Here is a 26,994-nt window from a genome sequence, read left to right on the forward strand (position 1 = left end):
AGTAACATCAACTTTTTATTAAATATGTAGTCAAAATTTTCTATATACGACTGGCATGGTGTACCGTTTTATAAAAGGAAAAATATAATCCCCTCCTTGGAGGGGTTAGGGGTGGGTTCAAAGTTACTTTGATTCACTCAGTTAAAAAGGGATTTGTTTTTTTAATATTTAAGGTATAAATGAGCGATATTTACAAACAAATAGCCAATCTACCACCGGAAAAACGTGAAGTCCTGGAAATGATGCTGATGGAGCAAGGAGTCGATCTTGCCCAAATGGCTATTATCCCTGTTTCTCGTGATATTAATAAATTTCCTCTGTCCTATTCGCAACAACGTCTTTGGTTTCTGGATCAATTAGAACCTGGAAGCCCATTATACAATATTTGTTCACCCATTTTAATAAAGGGCAATCTAAATAAAGATGCCTTGAAAAGTGCACTTTGTGAAATTATAAAACGCCACGAGGTGTTACGAACCACATTTACAAATGAGGGTAAAGAACCATATCAAATAGTACAGCAAGCTTTCGAGCCGGATATTGACATAGTTAGTGAATCGAATAATAACGATATTCAACAACTGATATTTGAAGAATCGATAAAACCTTTTGATTTAAACAATGGGCCACTTTTACGTGTAAAACAAATTCAAATCAGCGATGACAAAAATATAATAATTCTCACGCTGCACCATATTGTTTCGGATAATTGGTCCACAGGTATTCTGATCCATGAAATAATGCAGCTATACCCTGCCCTTGCTAATGAAGATAAAATTTCACTCGCCGAGTTGCCCGTTCAATATGCAGATTTCTCATCCTGGCAACGAAAATGGTTGAGCGGTAAAACCCTGCAAAACCAGCTTGATTATTGGGAGAAGCAACTTGCAGGAATTCCGCCCATCCTGGAAATGCCCTCCGATTTTCCCCGGCCAGCTGTGCAAACTTTTAACGGAGACAATTTGCTTTTTGATCTCGACATTGAATCCGTGCAAAACATTAAACAACTCTGCGAGAAATTTGACATCACGCCATTTATGGCCCTGTTATCTGTTTTTCAGATAATGCTTTTTAAGTACTCCGGGCAAAATGATTTTTGTATCGGTTCACCCATCGCAAACCGTAACCGCAGCGAAACGGAATCACTGATTGGATTTTTTATCAACACGTTAGTTTTGCGGGCCGACTTATCCGGCAATCCAAAAATATCTGAACTTTTAAAACGTGTAAAAGAGACAACGATCGGGGCAATCGATCATCAGGATTTACCTTTTGAAACACTTGTAGAAAAATTAGATCCCAAACGGGACATGAGCCACACACCGCTTTTTCAGGTAATGTTTGTTTTAAACAATGCGCCGGTAGAAACATTAAAATTGCCGGAGTTGGAAGTAAGCCTTGTAGAATTAGACAATAAAACATCAAAGTTTGATCTGATTTTTAATTTCACTGAAAATGGTGATTTGTTAAATGGCAAAGTTGAGTTTAATACCGATGTTTTTAAAGCAGAAACCATTTCACAGATGATTGGTCATTTTAAGCAAACCTTAACTCAGCTTTTAAAAAATACTTCTCAAACTGTTTCTGAGATTAGCTTGCTCGAGGAAGATGAACGTAACCTTGTTTTGAATCAGTGGGCTTCAAGCGAACGGACATCAAATGCAACCAAATTAATTCCGGAAATGATTGATGAAAACCTCACAGAAAATGCTGACAAAATTGCTTTACAAATTGCAGATCAAAATATTACATACAAGGATTTACTAAAAAAGTCTAACTCTTTAGCGACGTTTTTGGTAAATGAAAAGAAAATCCAACCCGGTGATATTGTTGCAGTTCTGGCAAACCGATCTGCCGAAATGATTTATGGAATGCTGGGTGTTATGAAAGCCGGTGCGACCTATTTGCCACTCGATGCAAGTTACCCTCAAGACCGTTTACAATATATGATTGATGACAGCAACGCCAAATTACTCTTAACCAAATCTGATTTGGACATTGCAAGTAAACTGGAAATATCTGAAAAAATTATTTTTAAAAATATTCCTGAGAACAATGAAGTTGTAAATCAGGCTAAACCAAACAGTCCGGCATATATAATTTATACATCTGGTTCCACCGGAAATCCAAAAGGTGTTTTAGTAGCTCATCAAACAATCGCTGATCATTGTTTAGATATGGCCAGGCATTATAACCTTACTTCGAAGAAAAATGTACTTCAATTTGCAGCATTGAATTTTGATGCTTCCTTAGAACAAATCTTACCAACATTAATAAGCGGTGCAACACTTGTTTTGAGAGATGATGAAGTATGGCCTGCCGCAGATTTTATGGCTTATGTAAATAAATATAACCTAAATGTGATAAACCTGCCTACAGCGTACTGGAATCAATTGACAGAATATTTGAGTTCCAAAGAACAAATACAAAACCTGATAAGCCACAATCTTGAGCTTGTTATTATTGGTGGCGATACAATGAAGTTAAGCACTTTGAAAAAATGGTATTCCACAATCCTTGGCAGCACTCGTTTATTAAATGCTTATGGCCCGACTGAAGCTGTAATTACAGCATCAACATTTGAAATATCCAAAGATTTAATAAAAGAGAAATTATACAGTTCAATTCCGATTGGAAAAGCTTGTGCCAACAGAAAATTTTATATTTTGGATGAAAACGGTAGCCCGGTTCCGCCAGGATTCCCAGGAGAGTTGCATATAACAGGTGATGCATTGGCCATTGGATATCACAATCTTGAAGAGACAACAAAAGAAAAATTTGTTCAAAATCCATTTTCTGATAAACAAGAAAAAATGTATAAAACAGGAGATAAAGTCTGTTTTTCTTCTGATGGAAACCTGGAATTCCTTGGTCGTGTTGATGAACAAGTAAAAATTCGTGGATTTAGAATTGAACCCGGAGAAGTTGAAGCGGCTTTACTTAAACATGTCGAAATACAGGAAACGGTTGTCATTCCAAATATTGATGCATCTGGTGAAAAAACCTTGTTTGCCTACTTTATTCCAAAACCAGGTACAACTCCGACTATTTCTAATTTAAGATCTTTTTTGGCCAAACAATTGCCTGCATTTATGGTTCCGGCCATTTTTATTCCCCTTTCTGAATTTCCATTGCAGCCAAGTGGTAAAATCAACAAGAATAATTTGCCAATACCTGATGATATAAGGGTGCAGTTAGCAACAGAATATGTTGCCCCAAGAACTGATACTGAAAAAGTTCTTGCTGAAATAGTAGCCGAGGTTTTGAAAATTGACAAGGTTGGCATCAATGATAATTTCTTTGAATTAGGTGGCCATTCAATGTTGGGAACATTGGTTATTTCAATGATCCGTGAAAAATTCAATGTTGAGGTCCCATTAAGAGCATTGTTCGAATCACCAACAGTTAACGGGATATCGCTGGCAATTGCTGAAGTTCAGGCGGAAGAACATGATGATGATGAACTAAGCGACATGCTCGATGAGCTTGAAGGTATGTCGGATGATGAAATTGCCGCATTATTAGAAGACGATGAGTAAGCCGGGTAATACAGATAACAAATAATTATTTTATGCAGGATTCTATGTCAGACCTATCAAAACGACTTTCTAAACTTACTCCGGAACAGCGCGAACTGCTTCAGAAGAAGTTGAGCAAATCTATAAAGAAAAAAGAGAAAATTGAAAAAAGGCCGGATCAGAGTGTTTACGAAATGTCTTCTGCGCAAAAACGTTTGTGGTTTTTGAACCAAATGGATCCGAAAAGTGTTTTTTATAACATTCCTTCTGCGATTCGTTTACATGGCAAAATAGATATTGAGCTTCTGCAAAAAAGTATTAACAAGGTTATTGAGCGGCATGAAGTTTTGCGTTCCTATTATATCACAAATGATAATGGTGAACCTGAGCAAAAAATTGACAACAGTGCAAAAATTGAACTAAATCAGATTGATATTTCCTCAGCAAATACCGAAGAAGTTGATTCTTCAATTCAAAAAACCCTAAAAGAAGAAGCTGCTAAATCTTTCGATATAAGCGAAGCACCTTTACTTAGAGCATCTCTAATAAAAATTGCTCCCGATGATCATGTACTTTGTGTGAATATGCATCACATAATTGCAGATGGTTGGTCAATCGGTATTTTTATACAGGAAATAACCTATCTTATTCAAAACCATAATTCAGCATCAGCGACACTTTTGCCAGATTTATCTATTCAATTTGCCGATTACTCAGCATGGCAGTTACAGCAATCAAATAATGACAAAATAAATAAACAGCTTGAATATTGGAAAACTGCATTAAAAGGAATGCCGAACTTTCTTGAGCTGCATACCGACCATTCCCGTCCTTCTGTGATGACAGCAAATGGGAAACATCATCTGTTTTCGATTGACCAACTTACATCTACAAAAATAAAAAATCTGGCCAAAGAAAACCAGGTCTCACCTTATAGTATTTTAATGGCTGCATTCCAGATTTTTCTCTATAAAATTAGTGGCCAGGAAGATTTTGGAGTCGGTGCACCAATTGCAAACCGCAACCGTAAAGAAATTGAAAACCTGATTGGATTTTTTGTTAACACAATTGTATTGCGTGCCAGGTTTGAAGAAGATATTAGTTTTAATTCTTTGGTAAAACACATCAGCAGCGATGTGGCAGAAGCTTCAGACAACCAGGATGTTCCATTTGATTCAATTGTTGAAAGCCTTGTTCCAAAACGAGAATTGAGCTACTCACCACTATTTCAAGTCATGTTCGATTTTCAATCAGCACCGATTCTTGGAAGCAAAGAATTAAAAGTAGATATTTTGGATATCGAAATTGAAGTGGCAAAATTTGACCTGCTGCTTTTAATGCTTGATACTCCCGATGGTATAAAATGTACTTTTGAATACAATACAGATCTTTTCGCAACACCAACTATTGTGCGGTTTAGTCAATTTTTTACAACTTTGATCAAAGCAATTACATCAAATCCTGATCAAATGGTTTCTGAGCTTTCGTTAATAGATGAAGCTGCAACAAAAAAAATCATTTACGATTGGAATAAAACGGAATCTAAATATTCATCAGAGGCGTCTGTTCATGAACTCTTTGAAAAACAAGTTGAAAAGTCCCCGGATTCTATCGCAGTGTCTTATGGGGAATATAAAGTCAATTACCGTGAGCTAAATGAAAATGCCAATAAACTGGCCCATTACCTGATAAACAATGGAGTTGAAAAAGGAGCACATGTAGCCCTTTACATGGAGCGTTCCATTGAAATGATCACCTCATTTATAGCAATTTTAAAAGCAGGTGGTGTTTATGTTCCACTGGATACATCCTATCCAAAAGAGCGTCTGACATTTATGCTGGAGGACAGTAATGCGGTTATCCTCCTTTCGCAGGAACAACTTGCAGACAAATTACCGGAAACAGATATCCAAATTTTAAACGTTGATTTTAGTGAAGAAAAAATCAACAAGATTAATAAAACTACAAATCCTGATATTAATATTTCCTCTGGTGAGAAAGCCTATATCATTTATACATCCGGCTCTACCGGCAAACCCAAAGGCGTAGTTGTGCCGCATAAAGCAATTACCCGGCTTGTCTTAAACACCAATTATGTAGATTTTTCTAAAAGTATTGTTATGGCCCAGGTTTCCAATGCGTCTTTTGATGCGGCAACATTTGAAATATGGGGAGCTTTGTTAAACGGTGGAAAATTAGTAGGAATTAAAAAAGAGATAATGCTTTCAACAAAGAACTTTGTTGCAGAGTTGAGAAAACACAAAATTAATACTTCTTTTGTGACAGTTGCCTTTTTTAATCAGATTATTAGTGAAGTCCCAGACGCATTTAAAACATTTGATACCTTAATGTTCGGCGGCGAAGCTGCTACTCCTTCATCAGTTTATAAAGCTTTCAAAAGTGGTCCGCCAAAAAGATTATTAAATGGTTATGGGCCAACAGAAAACACAACATTTTCTTGTTGGTATGAAGTTAAAAATATTGAAGAAAATGCTACCAATGTCCCGATTGGAAAACCAATAGCCAACTCCACATGTTACGTATTAGACAAAAATTTAAAGATTGTTCCGGTTGGAGTTCCCGGAGAATTGTTTGTTGGAGGAGATGGCCTGGCGCTTGGCTATCATGATCGGGAAGACCTTACAAATGAACGCTTCATAGCTGATCCTTTTTCTAAAAAGCCCGGTGCCAGAATGTATAAAACCGGAGACCTGGTTGCATATCTTGAAGATGGGAATATTGAATTTATAAGCCGCATTGATCAACAAGTTAAATTACGTGGCTTTAGAATTGAACTTGGCGAAATTGAGTCAATCTTAAAAAATCATCCTGAAATAGATGAAAGTATTGTTCTTGCGCGAAAAAATAAAAATGATGAAACTCAACTAGTCGCATATATCATTAAGAAAAATAATAATGAGATCGAATCAAGTAATATTAAAACGTTTTTATTGAAATCTTTACCAGATTATATGGTGCCGGTTATTTATATTACTATTGATAAAATCCCGCATACACCCAACGGTAAAATCGATAGAAAAGCCCTGCCCGACCCGGAAGATTACAGACCGGCAGTTAAAAATAAATTTATTGCTGCAAGAAACGATCTTGAAAAGCTTCTGGTAAAGACCTGGCAGGATATTTTGGGTCTTAATCAAGTTGGCGTTTATGATAACTTTTTCGATATCGGTGGCAATTCACTAAAAGCAGCCGTTTTTACAAACAGGATTCAGAAAGAGTTTAATGAAACGATGCATGTCGGTGCCATTTTCAAGGCTCCAACGGTGGCTGAACTTGCCATGTATATCAACGAATATTTCCCGGAAAAAATAAAGAGCTATTTTGGCTCAGAAATCAAATCTGCTGATGAATATAAAATCATATTAAGTGAAGATGGTGAAATTGAAAAAATAAAACAGGATGATATTGATCTATTCTCTTCTTTAATACATCCTCTTGCAGAACTTCCTGCTGAAGTAAGTTCACGAAGTTCTAAAAACCCGCGGGCTGTCTTTTTGCTTTCACCGCCCCGCTCTGGCTCTACGTTGATGCGAGTGATGCTCGCCGGAAATAAAAACCTGTTTTCACCGCCGGAATTGGACTTGCTGACTTTTAATACTTTGCAGGAACGTAAAGAAGCTTTCTCAAAAGACGGATTGCAAATCTGGCTCGAGTCTCCCCTTCAGGCCATTATGGAAGCAAAATCATGCGATGTTGAAAAAGCCAAAATGATCATGGCGGATTTTGAGAGTAAAAAATTATCTGTAAAAGATTTTTATTTTGAAATGCAAAACTGGTTATCTGATAAACTTATTGTAGATAAAACCCCAACTTATGCTTTCGATCCAAACATACTAAAAAGGATGGAAGAAGATTTTGAAGATCCGCTTTATATCCACCTGGTACGCCATCCTTATGCCATGATCTATTCATTTATAGAAGCTAAGCTTGATCAGAATTTCTTCCGCCACAAACATTCTTTTTCACGCCGTGAATTGGCAGAACTGATTTGGATTATTTCCAACCGTAATATTGTTGAGTTTTTACAATCGGTTCCTGAAGAGCGCCAGGTTCAAATTCGATTTGAAGATATTTTGGCTGATCCAAAATCAAATATGGAAAATTTATGTCGTTTTATGAACATTGATTTTTCCAATGATATGCTTAAGCCATATGAAGGTAAAAAAATGACCGCCGGAATTTCTGAAAACTCCCAAATGGTGGGTGATTTCAAATTTTACCTCCACAAAAATATCAATTCCTCGGTGGCTGATAAATGGCGCACCTATCACTCTAATGATTTTTTATCTGATTCAAGCTGGGAAATTGCTGAACAATTTGGTTATGCCGTTGAAAAAGATATCGCAAAAAATCAAAATGAGAAGAGCTCTATAACATCAATCCCGGCAGTTCCGCGAGATGAAGATTTGGTTCTCTCTTTTGCGCAAGAACGTTTGTGGTTTTTGGATCAAATGAACCCAAACGATATTCAATATAATATCCCCAGCGCGATCCGCATAAAAGGTGAGTTGAAAAAAGAAATTCTCAAAAAGAGTTTAAATGAAATCGTAAACCGCCACGAAACACTACGTACAATTTTCCAGTCCAGCACCGGGAAAGCTTTACAGCTAATTATTCAGGGACTCTCTTTTCCTATTATTGAACACGATATTAGTAACAGAAGTTTAAGTCAAGAAGAGCTTGATAATGAAGCATTAAAAATTGCCAATGAAGAAGTAGCAAAACCTTTTAATTTAGCAACCGGCCCACTCATTCGTTCACTTTTGCTAAAAGTTGCTGAAGATGAGTTTATTTTAGTTTTAGTTTTTCATCACATTATTTCCGATGGCTGGTCAGGCAATATTTTTATAAACGAACTTGCTAGTCTTTATAATTCTCTCAGCCAGGGCAATCAACCTTCTTTGCCACAACTCCCAATCCAATATGCAGATTTTGCATCCTGGCAACGGGAATGGCTTAGTGAGGAAAGATTACAGTCACAACAAAGTTTCTGGGAAAATCAGCTAAAAAATGCACCCCCTTTAATTGAACTTTCTACCGATTTCCCGAGAACTCAATCTACAAATTTTGATGGCAAAAGAGATGTTTTTCATATCCCGGAAAACTTATATCTCAATCTTAAAAAATTATCAAAAAAACATAATACAACCCTGTTTACAACACTTTTAGCTGCTTTTGTTACTTTTCTTTACCGCTATTCCAATCAGGATGATATTACTGTCGGAACACCGACCGCCAACCGTACGCGAAGTGAAATTGAGCCTCTTATTGGCTTTTTTGTGAACACACTGGTATTACGAAGTTTTTTAAATGACAACATGTCTTTTACTGACCTTTTGAACCAGTTGAAGAAAACTACTGCAGATGCATTTGACAATCAGGATATACCTTTTGAAAAACTGGTTAATGCCCTTCAACCGGAAAGGGAAACAACTCATTCGCCACTATTTCAGGTAATGTTTTCTTTGCAGCATTCAGAGATTCAGAAAATTGAACTTCAGGATTTATCGATCAGACCATTTAATTTTGAAAGCTCTACTTCAAAGTTTGATTTGTCCCTTGAGATGGTTGAGCATACAAACAGACTTGTTGGCATTTTTGAATACAAAACTGATCTTTTCAAAGAAGAAACAATTAATCGAATGATTGACCATTTTCAATTTCTGTTGGATGAATTTGTTAAAGATCAGGATCAACTTATTTCAAAAACAAAGCTATTCGATGCTGAAGATCAAAAAGCACTTTTACAAAAATGGAATTCGGCAATAATAGACTATCAAAATGATGGACTTATCCATCAGCAATTTGAGCGGCAAGCCAAAAAAACACCTGATGTTACGGCTGTACATTTTGATATAAAAAGTTTTACATATAATGAACTTAACTTGCGTTCAAATCGCCTAGCAAGATATTTGCAAAGAAAAAATGCTAAGGCAGAGTCAATTATCGGCATTTTAATGGACCGATCCACAGATATGATTGAAGCGATTTTGGCTATTATGAAGACAGGTGCCGCTTATTTGCCTTTAGATCCTATTTATCCCACGGATAGAATTCAGTACATGTTGGAAGATTCTAACGCCAAATTGCTTTTAACAAAAGGTAATCTTGCTCAAAATTTATCTTTAGGAAAAACTGAAATTATTAATATCGATAAATTGCAGGATGAATTTGCAGGAGAAGACAGCTCTAATCTCAATACACCTGTTTTATCCGATAACCTGGCTTACATCATTTATACATCCGGTTCAACCGGAAAGCCAAAAGGTGTAATGGTTAAGCACCAATCTGCATTAAACCTTGCTGCTAATCTGGATAAAGAAATCTACCGGGCAATCGGCGGAGAAAAGCAACGTATTAGTTTAAACGCGCCTATCCCTTTTGATGCTTCGATGCAGCAAATTGTAATGCTGACCAAAGGACATGAATTATATATCATTCCAAATGATGCACGCAACAGCGGAGAAAACCTTCTTGAATATATTCAAAAGCATAAAATCTCTGTTTTAGATTGCGTTCCATCCCAGCTAAAATTGTTGCTCGAAGCCGGTTTATTAAATCCTGGAACCGAAGCACCAAAAGCAGTTTTACCCGGCGGTGAAGCTATTGACGCCTCTACCTGGCAAACCCTTTGTGAAGCTCCAAATACTGAATTCTTTAATATGTACGGTCCAACCGAATGCACGGTGGATTCATCTATTTGCCGTGTTTCTGAAAACAGTGAACAGCCAACTATTGGAAAAGCAATTGCCAACGCCCAGTTTTATGTTCTTGATAAATATCTTCAGCCGGTTCCATTAGGTGTCGCAGGCGAGTTGCATATTAGCGGTGAAGGCTTGGCGCGTGGCTATTTAAACCGGCCCGGATTAACTGCCGATAAATTTATTCCCGATCCATTTTCAAAAAATTCTGGTTCCAGAATGTATAAAAGCGGTGATCTTGTCCGCCAACTGCCAAATGGTAATTTGGATTTTGTAGGCCGTGTTGATCACCAGGTAAAAGTGCGTGGTTTTAGAATGGAGCTTGGGGAAATAGAGGCCGTTTTAAAAAACCATGCTCAAATCAAAGATGCGGTTGTTAATACTTTTGAAGATGGCAATGAAGGTAAAAGGTTGTCCGCTTATTTAATTTCAGATATTGAAAGACCGGTAATTTCGGATTTACGAGACCATCTAAAACAATCTTTACCGGAGTATATGATACCGGCATTCTTCACATTTCTGGATGAATTCCCTTTAACACCAAATGGCAAAATTAACCTAAAGGCTTTGCCTAAACCAGAAGTTGAAAGGGATTCACTCAACACTGAATTTATTGATGCGACATCCGATGCTGAAAAAATCCTGGTGCAAATTTGGAAAGAAGTATTAAGCGCTGACAAAATTGGAATCAATGACAATTTCTTTGAGCTTGGCGGTGATTCAATTCTTAGCATTCAGGTTATTGCCCGGGCTAAAAGTGCGGGTATAAACATAACACCAAAAAACCTGTTCGATGCGCCTACTATATCAGGTTTGGCAGCTTTGGCCGGTGAAATAAAAGTAATTAATGCACAACAAGGAATGGTTAGCGGAGCTGTTCCGTTAACAGCCGTTCAACATTACTTTTTTGATCGGGACCTTGCAAGGAAAGAGCATTGGAACCAATCTATAATGCTTGCCACATCACAACAATTTGAACCGGAAATTTTAAAAAACACTATTGCAAAAATAATAGAACACCACGATGCTTTGCGTTTACAATATACTTTTCAAGATGGGATTTGGCATCAATCCAACATTGAAAAATTGGCAGAAGCACCGTTTCATTATTTTGATTTTTCATCTGCCCCTTCTGAGAATCAATTGCAAAAAGTTTTAGAGGAAACAACAAAACTGCAAAAAAACTTAAACCTGGAAAACGGTCCGATTATCCAAAGTGCCTATTTTAAACTTTCCGGAAATTTGCAAAACAGGTTGTTCATTACAATCAATCATCTTGCTGTAGATGGCGTTTCCTGGCGTATTTTGATGGAAGATATACAAAATGCTTATGTCCAATTATCTTCCGGTAAAGAGGCACAATTACCACCAAAAACAACATCATTTCAATACTGGTCAGAACAAATCAACAAATATGCCCAATCTGCAAATCTTGAAAAAGAACACGCTTTTTGGTTAGAGCAAACTTCTCCAAACGTTGCAGGAATTCCGATAGATTTTTCTAAAGGGGAAAACTTAGAATCCTCATTAAAAACAATTGAAAGCGGCTTAGAGAAAATAACAACGGATGCCCTTTTAAAAGATGTACCGGGAGTTTATAACACCCAAATCAATGATGCATTATTGACAGCACTCTTGCGAGCCATCCAGAAAGGAACTGGCCAAAACAATCTACTTTTAGATCTTGAAGGACACGGACGTGAAGAGATTATTGAAGATGCAGATGTATCGCGAACAGTGGGCTGGTTTACATCTGTATATCCTTTAAAGCTTTCAACTACAGGTGTTTCGGACATTGCAGAAACTTTAAAATCTGTTAAAGAACAACTACGGGCAATTCCAAACAAAGGTATCGGATTTGGTTTATTGCGCTATTTGAGTAGTTCACCAGAAAAGCAAAAATTAGCTGATTTAGCAAAACCGGAGATTGTTTTTAATTATCTTGGACAATTTGATCAACGAAATGATTCGAGTGGTCAGTTTATGGCAATGAACGATATTGCCAGTCCCGAACGTTCAGATTTAAACTTACGCAGCCATCTTATTGATGTAAGCATTTCTATTGTAAACGGAGAATTAAAAACAAATTTTGGTTATAGCGAAAATTTCTTTTTAGAGGAAACAATTCAAAAACTTAGTGATGATTTTATTAATGAATTACGTCAATTAATTACCCATTGCCAGGAAGTTGAAAGTGGGAGTTATACGCCTTCAGACTTTGAAGAAGCCGATTTAGATCAGGACGAGCTGGATGATATTTTATCCGATTTTGAATAGAAAAGTATTTAGGATTTTTAATGAACAATAAGAAACAAAAAAATATTGAAGCCATCTACCCTTTATCACCCATGCAACAAGGGATGCTCTTTCATACATTATATGAGCCGGGCTCTTCTACTTATTTTGAGCAAATCTATTTTAACTTGATTGGTGACCTTGATGTAAAATTGTTTCAACAAGCTTTACAAAAAACAGTTGACCGCCATGCAGTATTGCGTACATCTTTTGTTTGGAAAAAACTGGATAAATTATTACAGGTTGTCCATAAAGATGTTGAGCTTCCATTTACTTTTGAAGACTGGCGTACAAAATCTAAAAAACAGCAAGAACAGGATTTTCAAAAAATTTTATCGACTGAAAAGGAAAAGGGGTTTGATCTTGCTCAGCCCCAACTTATTCGAGTTTCACTTTTTCAGATTACTGATACAAATTTCCAAATTTTATGGAATAACCACCATATTCTTTTTGACGGTTGGTCTGTTCCGGTAATTTTTAAAGATGTTTTCACTTATTACGAAATGTTTCGTCTTGGGCATGATATGCCATTGCCACCTGCAAAACCATTCCGGGAATATGTGGCCTGGTTGCAAAAACAAGATTTAAAAGCAGCAGAAAACTACTGGTCAGAAAAACTAAAAGGATTGTACGCACCGACTCCGCTTGGTTTTCAGGAATCCAACAATGATCCAAATGACTACGGCTCAGCACACTTTCTTATTGAAAAAGAAGCAACCGAAAAACTAAACACAATCGCTACACAAAACCAGGTGACACTTAATACAGTTATTCAGGCTGCCTGGTCAATTTTACTAAGCCGTTTTAGTGACGAGAAAGATATTCTTTTTGGTGCAACCGTTTCAGGCCGGCCACCACAGCTATCAGGTGTAGAATCGATGGTTGGTTTGTTTATAAACACCCTGCCTGTCAGAGTTGATTTGTCTGATGATAAAAATATATCTGCCCTGTTAAAAGAAATTCAAAAAACCGGCGTAGAAATTCGTGACTTTGAATACAGCCCTTTGGTCCAGGTTCAGCAATGGAGCGATATAAAAAATAAAGAACTATTTAAAAGCATTGTTGTTTTTGAAAATTATCCAGTAGAAAAATCAATGCAGGAACAGCAGCTAAGCATTAAAGCTGATAATTTTAAATCTTTTGAACAGACCAATTTTCCTTTAACAGTTGCTGTTGCTGCCCGCGATGATATGACCATCGATTTTGCATTTCAAAAACCTCTGTTTTCAGAAGATGGAATTTCAAGGCTTTTTTGTAGACTGAAAAATGTTCTGCTTTCATTTATTGAAAATCCAAATCAAAAAATTAGCCAGGTATCAATTCTTGATAAAGATGAAGCTCAGTTTATAATAAATGAGTTTAACCAGGCTCCCATTTTTGAAATTGAAAAATCGATAATTGAATTGTTTGAAGAATCAATTGAATCCAGTTCCCAAAAAACAGCTTTAATTTATGCAGGTCATTCAAACTCTCAAGCCAGTAAATTGACTTATCTGGAACTAAACCAAAAAGCCAATCAATTAGCTCATTTCCTGGTTGATCAAAAAATATCACCCGAAGAAATAATCGCTATTTCGCTAAGGCCTGGCATTGAAATGATTGTTGCCATGTTTGCCATAATGAAAGCTGGCGGTGCTTTTCTTCCAATTGATCCCGAATATCCGGAAGAACGGTTAAACTATATAATTGCAGATTCTGAAATAAATATTGTTTTAACTCAGGCAGATCTAAAAAACAAATTTGAATCAGTTCAAAACTGCATCGTTATCGATACAATTCAAGACCGCCTTAAAACGTACCCCCAAGCAAACCCGGGTATATATCCTGCAAGCAACAACCTGGCTTATATGATTTACACGTCCGGTTCAACAGGCCAGCCGAAGGGTACTATGTGTAATTATGCAGGCATAGTAAACCTTGTAAAACACTTAGGCTCTTTGATAAGTCATGATAAAAAAACGATGTTACAATTTGCCTCCACAAGTTTTGATGCATCTATCTATGAAATTTTTGGCGCACTTTATACCCAGTCAACATTAGTTTTAGCAGATCGTGAACAAATGATACCCGGACCGGAACTTGTAAATGTATTGAAGGAAAATAAGGTTACCAATTTAACGCTTCCTCCATCTGTGCTTTCTTTACTTCGCGAAGAGTATTTTCCTGACTTAAAAAATATTGTTTCCGGTGGAGAAGCATTGTCTCCTGATTTAGCACGGCATTGGGCTAACAAAAATGTAAGCGTAATAAATGCTTATGGCCCGACCGAAAATGCAGTTTGCAGCACAACTTATGTTGTTGACATAAATGATTTTGAAAATTCTGTACCTATTGGTAAACCTTTGTCCAACAACCATGCTTATATTCTTGACGAACAACTAAATATTGTTCCGGTTGGATTCCCCGGCGAACTCCATTTTAGTGGAAAAACACTCGCGCGCGGCTATTATAATCGCCCTTCACTTACGTCGGAAAAATTTATTCCAAATCCATTTTCAAAAAATCCCGGTGAAAGGTTGTACAAAACAGGCGATCTTTGCAGATACCGAAAAGATGGGCATATTGAATTTCTTGGCCGGATTGACAACCAGGTAAAAGTTCGTGGGTTTAGAATTGAACTTGGTGAAATTGAGTTTGCTATAAATGAAATTACCGGCATAAACGATTGTATCGTCATTGTCCGTGAAAATGAACAATCAGAACCGGCTATACTGGCTTATTATATTCCTGCGGATAATTCTAAGATTGGATCAAAAGAAATCCGGGAAAGTTTGCGCCTTAATTTACCCGAATATATGGTGCCATCAGCTTTTGTCGAAATGAGTTCTTTTCCATTAACTACTCACAAAAAAATTGATAAAAAAGCTTTGCCAGAGCCTGACCTGAAAAGCATTGGAGCTAATAACGAATTTGTTACTCCGCGAAATGCATCTGAAGAAACTTTGGCAGTTATTTGGTCCAGCATCCTTGGGATAGAAAAAATAAGTGTTTTTGATAACTTCTTTGACCTGGGTGGACATTCGCTTCTTGCGACAAAACTAATTGCCCGCATCCGTGAGGCTTTTGCAATCGATCTGCCCCTGAGAAACGTATTTGAGAATAACACTATTGATCTGTTAAGCAGGCAAATTGAAATTATCCGCCGCCAGGAAAGCGATCAACAGCTGCCTGAAATAACACGATTTGATCGAACAAACGATATCCCTGTTTCATTACCACAACAACGTCTTTGGTTTATTGATCAATTTAGCAAAGGCAATGCCATTTATAACATTCCGTTTTCAACTAAAATCAAGGGTGATCTTGATGTCACAGCTTTAGAAAAAAGCATCAATCAGGTTATAGCCCGGCACGAAAGTTTGAGAACCTCATTTACTGATAAAAAAGGAATACCTTTTCAAAACATATCAGATAAAATTGACTTTGAACTGCCTATCTCTGATCTACAGCAATCTGATTCTAATGCTGTTGAGCAGGAATCTTTAAAAAGAGCTTCTGAGATAGTAAACTGGGAGTTTGACCTAAATAACGCCCCACTTTTTAAAATTGAATTGTTTAAAATTTCAAATAATGAACATATTCTTGTAGCAGTTATGCACCACATTATTTCCGATGGCTGGTCGATGAGTATTTTGATAAATGAAGTTTTACAAAACTATAGCGATATAATTTCCGGTAAAGACTCAGAATTGACAGATTTACCGATTCAATATGCAGACTTCGCTGCCTGGCAGCAGAGCTGGTTAAAAGGCCCTGTTCTTGAAAAACAAATCAGTTATTGGAAAGAACATTTAGGCTTAAGTCCTGGTGTGTTGGAGTTAAACACAGATTTCAAAAGACCTGCGGTTCAAACGTTTAATGGCAAAAATATTACTTTTACAATCAACAAAGAACTGGCTGATGGAATCCGTTCATTTGGTAAAAAAGAAGGGCTTACAAATTATGTAACTTTAATGGCATTATTTCAATTGTTAATGAACCGCTATTCCGGACAAAAACAAATCCTGGTAGGTACACCTGTCGCAGGTCGTCATCATTCCACGACTCAAGACCTGATTGGTTTTTTCGTTAACACTCTTGTTATAAAAGCAGATTTTGAAATTCCTCAGACTTTTATCGCCCTTGCAAAACAAATTCGAGAAAACATGCTGGATGCTTATGCGCATCAGGATGTCCCATTTGAACAATTAGTCGATGCGCTGCAAATTGAACGAGACCTTGCACATTCTCCACTTTTCCAGGTTGCCTTTATTCCGCAAGATGCTGTAACAAAACTACCGGAAATACCAACTTTGGATTTTGATTCTTTTGGTGTCAAAGGCGTTATTGCAAAATATGATTTAAGCGTTTATTTCAGTGAATTTCAAGACAAATTCATTTTTAATTTGGAATACAACAGCGATCTTTTTAAACGGGAAACCATTGATCGCCTGGCATCCCACTACCAGATGCTCCTGCAAAAAATTGTCGAAGAACCAAAAAGCCGCGTTGACCAGGTAGAATTTTTAAGCCTGGCTGAAAAAAGCATAACAGAAACACTAAATTCATCGGATGCACAATTTGATTCTCATTTATGTGCTCACCAACGCTTTGAAAAAGTTGCAGAGGAAAATCCTGAAAACACAGCCCTGGTATTTGCAAAAACAAAACTGTCTTATGGGGAGCTTAACCAAAAAGCAAACCAACTGGCACATCTTCTCATTGAAAAAGGTATTGGCTTCGATGATATAATTGGCATTCACATGAACCGATCACTTGAAATGGTTATCGCGATGCTGGCTACCATGAAAGCAGGTGCTGCCTACTTACCGCTTGATCCGTCTTATCCACAAGAGCGGTTGAAATATATGATTGAGGATTCAGGATTAAAAGTTTTACTTACAAACCAAGGCTCAAATTTCGAGTTTCAAATTTCAAATTTCAAATTGATAAATATTGAAAATGAACAGGAAAATTTAAAAAAATCTGCTGATAAAAACCTGAACCTGGATATTAATCCTGACAATCTTGCATATGTAATTTATACATCCGGTTCAACAGGCAAACCTAAAGGTACGATGCTTTCTCATACGGGTTTGGTGAACCTGGCTAATGAACAAAGAAAAGCTTTTGAGATTGATGACAAAAGCCGGATTTTGCAATTTGCCTCATTGAGCTTTGATGCTGCTACATGGGAAACTGTTATGGCATTATTAAATAATGCAGCCCTGCATCTGGTTGAGCGCGAAATAACAGTATCTGCCGATGAGCTTGTTAAAACACTAAAGGAACAAAAGATTTCTACAATTACACTGCCACCTTCTGTGCTGGCTGTTTTTCCCGATACGGATTTACCTGATTTAAAAACAATAATCACCGCCGGGGAAAAATGCCCCGTTGAACATGTAAAAAAATGGCAACCCGGACGCCGAATGGTCAATGCCTACGGGCCAACTGAAACAAGCGTTTGTGCCTCCATGTATTTCACAAATGCTGATGAACCTTTCGACCCTCCAATTGGAAAGAATGTTGGCAATTTTCAACTTTATGTTTTGGATAGAAATTTGATGCGAGTACCGATTGGTGTTTCGGGTGAACTTTGTATCAGCGGTGTTGGTTTGGCCCGTGGATATTTAAATAGGCCCGATGTAACGGCTGACAAATTTATTCCAAATCCATTTTCCAAACAAAATGGCGATCGTTTGTACAAAACCGGTGACTTGGTAAAAATGTTACCCGATGGAAATATTGACTTTCTTGGTCGTATCGATCAACAGGTAAAAGTACGTGGTTTCAGAATTGAGTTAGGTGAGATTGAAGCATCAATCCATACAATCTTGGAATTGAAAGATTTGTATGTCACTGTGCGCGAAGACAATCCGGGTGATCACAGAATTACAGCATATACAGTTGGAGAAAATGAATACGATGTTGCTGAAGTAAAATCAAATCTGTTAAAATCTCTCCCTGAATATATGGTGCCCTCTTCTTTTATCAATCTTGAAGAAATGCCTTTAACTCCCAACGGTAAAATCGATAAAAAAGCATTACCGGCGCCTGAGCAGGACAGATCACAACTGAGTAAAAAATATGAAGCTCCCCGAAATGAAAACGAAGAGAAATTAGCTCTGATAGTATCAGAATTATTGCACACTGAAAAAGTGGGTATCCACGATAGTTTTTTTGAATTGGGTGGACACTCATTGCTGGCAACTCAGTTCGTATCACGAATTCGTGAAGAGTTTAAAGTTGAATTACCATTAAGAAAGCTTTTCGAATCCCCAACAATAATGGATATTTCTAACGCCTTGTTAAGCCCCGAAGCAATGAGAGCTGACGAAGATGAACCCCAAATAGAAGCTCTGGACCGCGGCGGAGATGATAATTTTGATGAGCTATTAGGTGAACTTGAAGGTTTGTCTGACGAGGAAGTACAGGCCTTACTCGATGCAGAAGAGGATGGTGATGAAGACAGGGAGGATAATGGCTGATTTAGAAAAAACCCTTGCCCAGTTATCCCCGGAAAAGAGAAAATTATTAGAGCTGAAGCTAAAACAAAAAGGCTCAAAAGTTAATTCTTTTCCTTTGTCCTATGCCCAGCAACGAATGTGGTTTTTAGATCAGATGTATCCCGGCAGCCCATTATATAATATTCCTGTAGCTTGGAAAATAAATGGCCCGCTTGATGTTTCTCTTTTTAAAAAAGCGGTTAATGAGATTATTAAACGCCACGAAATATTGCGCACAACTTTTAAATCGGTTGCTGGCAACGGGATGCAGGTTATTTCTAATAAACCCCAATTAGAAATTGAAACCCTTGATATTCCAACCATTACAGAACAAGGAAAAAAGCAAGTTGAAAAAATAATTCATGACAAGTTTCGTTATTCATTTAATCTGCAAAAAGGCCCTACAGGAGTTATAACACTTATAAAAACCGCTGATGAAGAATTTGTTTTGGTTTTTGTAATGCACCATATTATTTCCGACGGTTGGTCTATGGGTGTATTGATGGCTGAGTTTACCGCCTTATATCAAGCCTATAGAAAAAACTTGGCTTCACCTCTGTCAGCTTTAAAAATACAATATGCAGATTTTGCCCAATGGCAGAAAAAATGGCTTCAGGGCGAACGGCTGCAAAAGCAACTTCAGTATTGGAAAAAACAACTAGGTGAAAATTTACCTCCATTTCTGGAACTGCCAATAGATAATAAACGCCCGGCTGTTATGACAAACAGCGGTTCAATGCTGGATGGAAAAATAAATCCGGAAATAAGAAAAGCTATCGAATCGCTGGCCTCAAAATATGAGGTGACACCATTTATGTTTATGATGGCAGCCTTGCAAACCCTCTTTCATCGTTATTCGCGTCAAGATGATATCTGCATCGGGACGCCAATTGCCAACCGTAACCGCGCTGAAACTGAAAACCTGATTGGTTTCTTTGTAAATACGTTGGTAATAAGAGGTGATCTGTCCGACAATCCACATTTTCCTGATTTTCTCAAACAGGTTAAAGAAACCACTTTAGATGCATACGCACACCAGGATTTGCCATTTGAAATGCTTGTAGAAGAAGTTCATCCGGACCGCAACTCTGCCCATTCTCCCCTATTTCAGGTTTTGATGGTTTTCCAAAATGTTCCGGGGAAACAGGCCGCTGATTCTGATATCTCTATCGAGCATATTGAAGAAAACAGCGGAACGGCAAAGTTTGATATAACTGTAATGATTGCTGAAATCGGCGATTCATACAAAATTAGTTTTGAGTACAATTCAGATTTATTTGAAGCGCAAACCGTTCAAAGGATGATTACCCAGTTTAGCAACCTACTCAGCGGGATTGCAGCCAATCCGGGCCAACCTGTTTCAAAATTTAATATCCTTGACCAAAAAGAGAAACATCAACTTCTTGTAGATTTTAATCAAACTGAAACAGCTATTGATTTTAAACCAACTATTAACCATCAGTTTGAAGAAATGGTTAAACTTTATCCAGATAATATTGCCCTGGTTTTTAGTCAAAAAAATGAAAACGGGGCCGGAGCTGAAAACCAACTTTCTTATGCTCAACTAAATGAGAAAGCAAACATGGTTGCCTACCACTTAATTGAAAATGGCGCAAAACCCGGAGATAGGATTGGTGTCTGTTTAAATCGTTCTTTGGAGATGATGGTAAGTATTTTTGGCGTGCTCAAAACCGGTGCAGCATTCGTTCCTCTCGACCCAGCATATCCATTAGACAGGCTGGGATATATGGTTCAGGATTCAGGTATTCAGATTTTGTTAACACACAATACTGCTAAAGAAACAATCGCACAAATAAAAAAGGAAAGCAGAGCCTTAAAAACTATTTTTGTAGATGAGATTGCTTATGATCAGGAAAAATGCAAAATAAATCCAGATGTATTTGTTTCTGGAAAAAGCCTCGCATATGAAATTTACACTTCCGGTTCTACAGGAAAACCAAAAGGTATTTTACTTGAGCATCATGGAGTTATCAATCACGCGCACTATCAAAAAAGACTATTTAAAGTAAGTTGCAAGGATCGTATCTTACAATTTTTCTCGTTCAGTTTTGACGGCTCTATCTGGGAATTTATGATGGCGCTTTTAAATGGCGCAACCCTTGTCATGTCGAACAAGGAAACGTTTTTTTCGGGTGAAACTATTTCCGATATAATTGACAGAGAACAAATAACAATTGCAACATTTACACCTTCAGTGCTTTCAATAATTTCCAGAACTGATTATCCAACTTTAAGAGCTGTAATTACCGGTGCTGAGGAAGTATCCTATGATCTTGTTCAACGATGGGGACCTTCAAAAACAAAATATTACAATGTTTACGGGCCTACTGAAACGACTATAACCTGTACTTGCTATCCTACTGATGCAAGAGAGCCTGAAGCGCCACCGATAGGCAAACCGATTGATAATCATCAATTATATATTTTAGATAAAGAGTTAAACCCAACTCCGCGTGGTGTACCGGGTGAATTATTTATTAGCGGCGCAGGATTGGCGCGTGGGTATAACAAGCGGGCAGATTTAACTGCTGAAACTTTTATCCCGAACCCATTTTCCGGTAAACCGGGTGATCGCATGTACCGCACCGGTGATTTAGCGCGCTACCGGGCAGATGGTAATATCCAGTTTTTAGGACGGATTGATTTTCAGGTTAAGATAAGGGGATTCCGGATTGAGGTTGGTGAAATTGAAAAAGTCTTGTTAAATCATGCCCAGGTCGATGATGTTTCAATTTTGCCAAAAAAAGATAAAAACGGAAATCAATTCCTCGCAGCTTATTTAGTTTGTAAAAAAGAAAATGACCCGGAAATATCTGATCTGCGGCAGTTTATAACAAAAAGCCTGCCCGATTATATGGTGCCCTCAGCTTTCATTATTTTGGATGCATTTCCGCTTACAACAAATGGTAAGCTGGATCGTCGGGCTTTACCCGAACCTGAACATGACACCAGAATTCAATCTGAAAAAGAGTTTATTGCTCCAAGAAATGAAACCGAAGAAAAACTGGCTTTAATATGGGCTGATATTTTAAAGGTCAAACAAGTTGGTGCGCTGGATAATTTCTTTGATCTGGGTGGTCATTCGCTGCTGGCCACACAAATGGTTTCCCGTATCCGGGACACTTTTAAAATTGAGCTGGAATTAAAATCATTATTCGAGACATCATCTTTGGGGGATTTGGCTGCAATAATCCAACAAACAAACCGGGAAAGTAACAAAGAAAATATTCCCGATCTGTTTCCGGTCTCTCGGGAAAAGAACATTCCGCTTTCTTTTTCACAGCAGCGTTTATGGTTTCTGGACCAAATGGAACCGGAAAGCCCAAGTTATAATATTCCTGTGGCGATCAAAGTTTCAGGTCGGCTTGATATCTCGGCTCTAAATAAAGCTGTTAAGGAAATCATCAAAAGGCAAGAATCGTTTCGAACATCTTTTACGACTGAAAATGGTCAGGCCAAAGTAGTGATTCATAAGGAACTGGACTTTGAATTACAAGCTGAAGATTACTGCTCTATTCCGGAAGAACAGAAAGAAGTTCGTATAAAAGAAATTGTGATTGAAGAAGCACGTAAACCATTTAAATTAGATCAATCACCGCTCTTTCGTGTGCGAATTCTTAAAACTTCTGAAACTGAAGCTGCAATATTGTTAACCATGCATCACATCATTTCTGATGGTTGGTCGGTAAATGTGCTATTTTATGAACTGGCTCAATTCTATGCTTCATTCAATAATGGAACTCCGCCGCTCTTACCGGAAATGGAAATTCAGTACGCCGATTTCGCTCATTGGCAGCAATCCTGGTTAACGGGAGATGTTTTAGAAAAACAAGTGAATTACTGGAAAGAAAAACTAAGCGGGGCACCATCTTTATTGGAACTGCCAACTGACAGACCGCGACCATCAATTCAAACTTTTAACGGTGCTCATGTTACATTTCATTTATCTGAAGAATTGTCGCAAAAAATCAAATCTTTTACAAACAGCGAAGGTGTAACGGTTTTTATCACTGTGTTGGCGGCATTTAAAATTTTGCTATCCCGCTACAGTGGTCAAAATGATATTTCAATCGGAACACCGATTGCCAACCGAACACGCTCTGACATTGAAAATATTATTGGCTTTTTTGTAAATACTTTGGTCATGCGCAGCCCTGTTGATCATTCCCTGAGTTTTAAAGAGTTTATTCAGGAAGTCCGAAAAACAGCTTTTGATGCTTATGCCCATCAGGATGTTCCATTTGAAAAAATTGTCGATTCTTTGGATCTGGTACGAGATACAAGTTATTCGCCTCTTTTCCAGGCTATGTTTACCATGCAAAATAATCCGCAAAAGGAGATTCAAACAGCGGATATAAGTTTGGAATTTCTGGATATTGAGAACAGTATTGCCAAATTTGATTTGTCACTTACGCTGGTAGACTTAGGCCATAAAATGTCTGGGGCTATAGAATACAACACAGACCTGTTTGATTCATCTACAATCGAACGCTTTATCAATCATTTTGAAATTGTGCTATCAGCATGCACCTATCAGCCAGAAAATTCGATCAGCAAAATCAGTTTGCTCAAAGACAAAGAGAAGCAACACCTGATCCAAAACCTTAATCATTTTGAAGAAGAACAGCATTTTTCAAAAAAAACAACAATAAAAGATATTTTTGAAAAACAAACCATTCTTACCCCTGATGCAATTGCTCTGGAATGGTTTGACAGTGAACCCAAAAAGCTTAATTATTTGGATCTAAATTCCAAAGCAAATCAACTGGCACACACATTAATCGAAAAAGGCATTGTGGCAGATGATCTTGTGGGCCTTTTCTTCACACGTTCACCGGAAATGATTATCGCCATTTTAGCCGTAATAAAATCTGGCGCAGCGTATGTGCCTATTGATCCCTCTTATCCTCAAGAACGTGTTGATTACATGATTGAAGATTCCGGGATGAAGGTTTTGCTGACTGACCAAAAAAGCAATGTCATTCTGAACCCTGTTCCTCAGGGTGAAGAATCCCCTCAAAGTTTAAACAACGAGATTCTTCGCTCTGTAAACTTTGCTCAGGATGAAATCACAACAATATTCGTTGATGACGCTGAATATCTTTCTGAAAATAATACGAACCCAGATATAAAAATTGATCCGAACAATTTGGTTTATATGATTTACACATCGGGTTCAACTGGAAAACCAAAAGGAACTCTGATCACTCACAGTGGATTGACTCATTATCTGAATTGGGCGTATGAAGCATATCCTTTAAAAGAAGGTCGTGGTTCATTAGTACATTCCACCATTGCATTTGATGCAACCGTTACAGCCGTTTTCACACCATTCTTGACGGGTAAAACAGTTACTCTTGCATCAGCCGATGATGATCTTGAAGCATTAGGAAATGCCCTTCTCCGTTATCAGGATTTTAACACTGTAAAAATTACACCAGCCCACCTTGATCTTTTAAGCCAGCAAATTCCTGCTGAAAAAGCAGCCGGATTAACAAAAGCTTTTGTAATTGGCGGGGAAAATCTTGTTGACAAACAAATAGATTTCTGGCAAAAAAATGCTTTGGATACGGCCTTGTTTAATGAATATGGCCCAACTGAAACAGTTGTTGGCTGCGTGGTTTATAATGCCAAAAATTGGGATGGAAACGGCTCCGTACCAATTGGAAAGTCAATCACAAATTCACCGGTTTATATTTTAGATGAAAATCATCAGCCAGTACCAAAGGGTTTTCCCGGAGAATTGTATATTGGTGGCAATGGGGTTGCACGCGGTTATAAAAACAGGCCGGATTTAACCGCTGATCGGTTTATACCAGATCCATTTAGCAGTGAACCCGGATCGCGCATGTATAAATCAGGAGATCGCGTCCGTTATCTCAATGATGATAAAATGCTTTTTATTGATCGTATTGATACACAGGTCAAAATTCGCGGCTATCGTATTGAGCTTGGTGAAATTGAAAATGCACTTACTGCCCATGATCAAATCCGTGATGCGGTTGTAAATTTACACACAACCGAAAGTGGTGATAAACAATTAGCTTCTTATCTTGTCTTGAAAGATGCTGAAAAAGTTGAAACAAACGATCTGCGAGACTTTTTATCAGATCAGTTACCAAATTATATGGTTCCGGCATATTTCATTTTCATTGAACAAATTCCATTAACCGCCAATGGTAAAGTTGATCGAAAAAAACTGCCAGAACCAATTCTCAGCCGTGACGAAATCAAATCAAAATATGAAACAGCCAGAAATGAGAAAGAAGAAATATTAGTCGAGATTTTGGAAAACCTGCTTAGCGTGGATAAAGTTGGGATAAACGATAACTTTTTCGAATTAGGCGGCGATTCGATTATGAGCATTCAGGTAATTGCGCGCGCCAAGCAAAAAGGGTTGCAGCTTACGCCATTGCAAATGTTCCAAAACCAGACTGTTGCAAAACTGGCCTCTGTGGCTGGCGAAGCATTGATTGTTGAAGCTGAGCAAGGTTTGGTCAGCGGCCCATCTGAATTGACACCGATCCAAAAAAACTTTTTTGAACATGATTTTGCAGAAAACCACCATTGGAACCAATCAGTGTTGATGCAGACCCGTGATCCTTTAGATAGTGAATTTGTAAAAAAAACATTAGATACATTAATGCAACAGCACGATGTGTTGCGCTCCCGCTTTGAAAAAGGTGATGACGGATTTAAACTAATTTTTTCAGAAGAACTTAAAACTGATGAGTCATTTGAATGGATTGATTTTAGCTCAAAACGTGAAGATGAATTAAGCCAGGCTATTACAAAAGAATCTTCCAGGATTCAGGCATCTTTAAACATTGAAACCGGCCCGCTTGTAAAAATGGCCTGTTTTGATTGTGGGGAAAATCCTCATCGATTATTGCTTGTAGTTCACCATCTTGTAATGGATGGGGTTTCCTGGCGCATAATTATGGAAGATTTCCAGCTTGCCTATGAACAAATCAAAAATGGGAAAGAAGTTGTCCTTCCACCAAAATCAACTTCATTCAAAAAATGGTCTGAAGAATTACATAATTATGTAACCGGCCCCAAAATGGCAGCGCAAAAAACCTACTGGACTGAAATTGCACAAAAACCAATTCCACAATTTTTTATGGATTTCCCAAATGGCGAAAACCTGGAATCGAGTATGGAAATGGTTGCCGTTTCGCTTGACGAAAAGCAAACTCAGGATTTGCTGCAGGAGGCTCCAAAAGCCTATAAGACTCAAATAAACGATTTACTGGCCACAGCCCTGCTTAAAGGATTTTCTCGATGGACCGGGCGCCGTAATATGTTGCTGCATATGGAGGGTCATGGCCGTGAACATATTTCTGACAGTATTGATATCTCCCGCACCATAGGCTGGTTCACAAATATTTACCCGGTTTATCTTGATCTTGGCAAAGCGGTGAATTCAGGTGATCAGATAAAAGCTGTTAAAGAAAAATTGAGTCAAATCCCGGAAAAGGGTTTTGGTTTTGGTCTTTTGCGCTATCTAAGTAAAGATGAAGATGAGAGGCATCAACTATCTGGCCTGGATAGTATTTCTGTTCTTTTTAATTATCTTGGGCAGTTTGACCAGGCTTCAAATGAAAATAGCCCACTTGTTCCTTCCGGAGATGATAAAGGTGCTGAGCGCTCACCAAATGCAAAGCGTATGAGCCTGATTGATGTAAACGGAAGTATCGCAGGTAATAAATTAAATATGATGTTTGCCTACAGCGCCAATCAATTTCGAAAAGACAATATTCAACGATTTGCAAATGGGTTTATCGAAGAATTAAAAGGCCTTATTGCTCATTGCAAAAATCCTGTTTCGGCAAGTGCAACAGCTTCTGATTTTAAACTATCCGGATTGGATAACAAAAAACTGGGCAAAGTGCTTGGAAAATTAAAAAAGTGATTGGTTTATTAAAACTTATTGAAAGTTTAGAAAGA

Annotated in this window: 4 protein-coding genes; all 4 read left to right on the forward strand. The window is 37.7% G+C overall.

Annotated elements, in window-relative coordinates; all coding sequences use genetic code 11:
• Window positions 1-179 precede the first annotated feature (179 nt).
• Genes HND50_03510 through HND50_03525 form a run of 4 tightly spaced genes read left to right on the forward strand, consistent with a single transcriptional unit; the run spans window position 180 to window position 26,959 of the window.
• A complete protein-coding gene (locus HND50_03510) occupies window positions 180-3,539 on the forward strand; it encodes an amino acid adenylation domain-containing protein (protein ID NOG44268.1) in 3,360 nt (1,119 codons plus the stop codon).
• A gap of 44 nt (window positions 3,540-3,583) precedes the next feature.
• A complete protein-coding gene (locus HND50_03515; protein ID NOG44269.1) occupies window positions 3,584-12,517 on the forward strand; it encodes an amino acid adenylation domain-containing protein in 8,934 nt (2,977 codons plus the stop codon).
• 20 nt (window positions 12,518-12,537) lie between these two features.
• A complete protein-coding gene (locus tag HND50_03520) occupies window positions 12,538-19,005 on the forward strand; it encodes an amino acid adenylation domain-containing protein (GenBank protein NOG44270.1) in 6,468 nt (2,155 codons plus the stop codon).
• Window positions 18,998-26,959: an amino acid adenylation domain-containing protein gene (locus HND50_03525; protein ID NOG44271.1), complete on the forward strand. Its 7,962-nt coding sequence runs from the start codon at window positions 18,998-19,000 to the stop codon at window positions 26,957-26,959. Before HND50_03520 ends, HND50_03525 begins: the two co-directional genes overlap by 8 nt.
• Window positions 26,960-26,994 lie beyond the last annotated feature (35 nt).

This window comes from Calditrichota bacterium (genome assembly GCA_013112635.1).
Lineage (GTDB): Bacteria > Calditrichota > Calditrichia > Calditrichales > J004 > JABFGF01.

What these genes read in the sequence shown, in the direction of transcription:
- HND50_03515 (NOG44269.1), top strand. Translation starts at nt 3,584, where the DNA reads ATGTCAGACCTATCAAAACGACTTTCTAAACTTACTCCGGAACAGCGC.
- HND50_03525 (NOG44271.1), top strand. Translation starts at nt 18,998, where the DNA reads ATGGCTGATTTAGAAAAAACCCTTGCCCAGTTATCCCCGGAAAAGAGA.
- HND50_03520 (NOG44270.1), top strand. Translation starts at nt 12,538, where the DNA reads ATGAACAATAAGAAACAAAAAAATATTGAAGCCATCTACCCTTTATCA.
- HND50_03510 (NOG44268.1), top strand. Translation starts at nt 180, where the DNA reads ATGAGCGATATTTACAAACAAATAGCCAATCTACCACCGGAAAAACGT.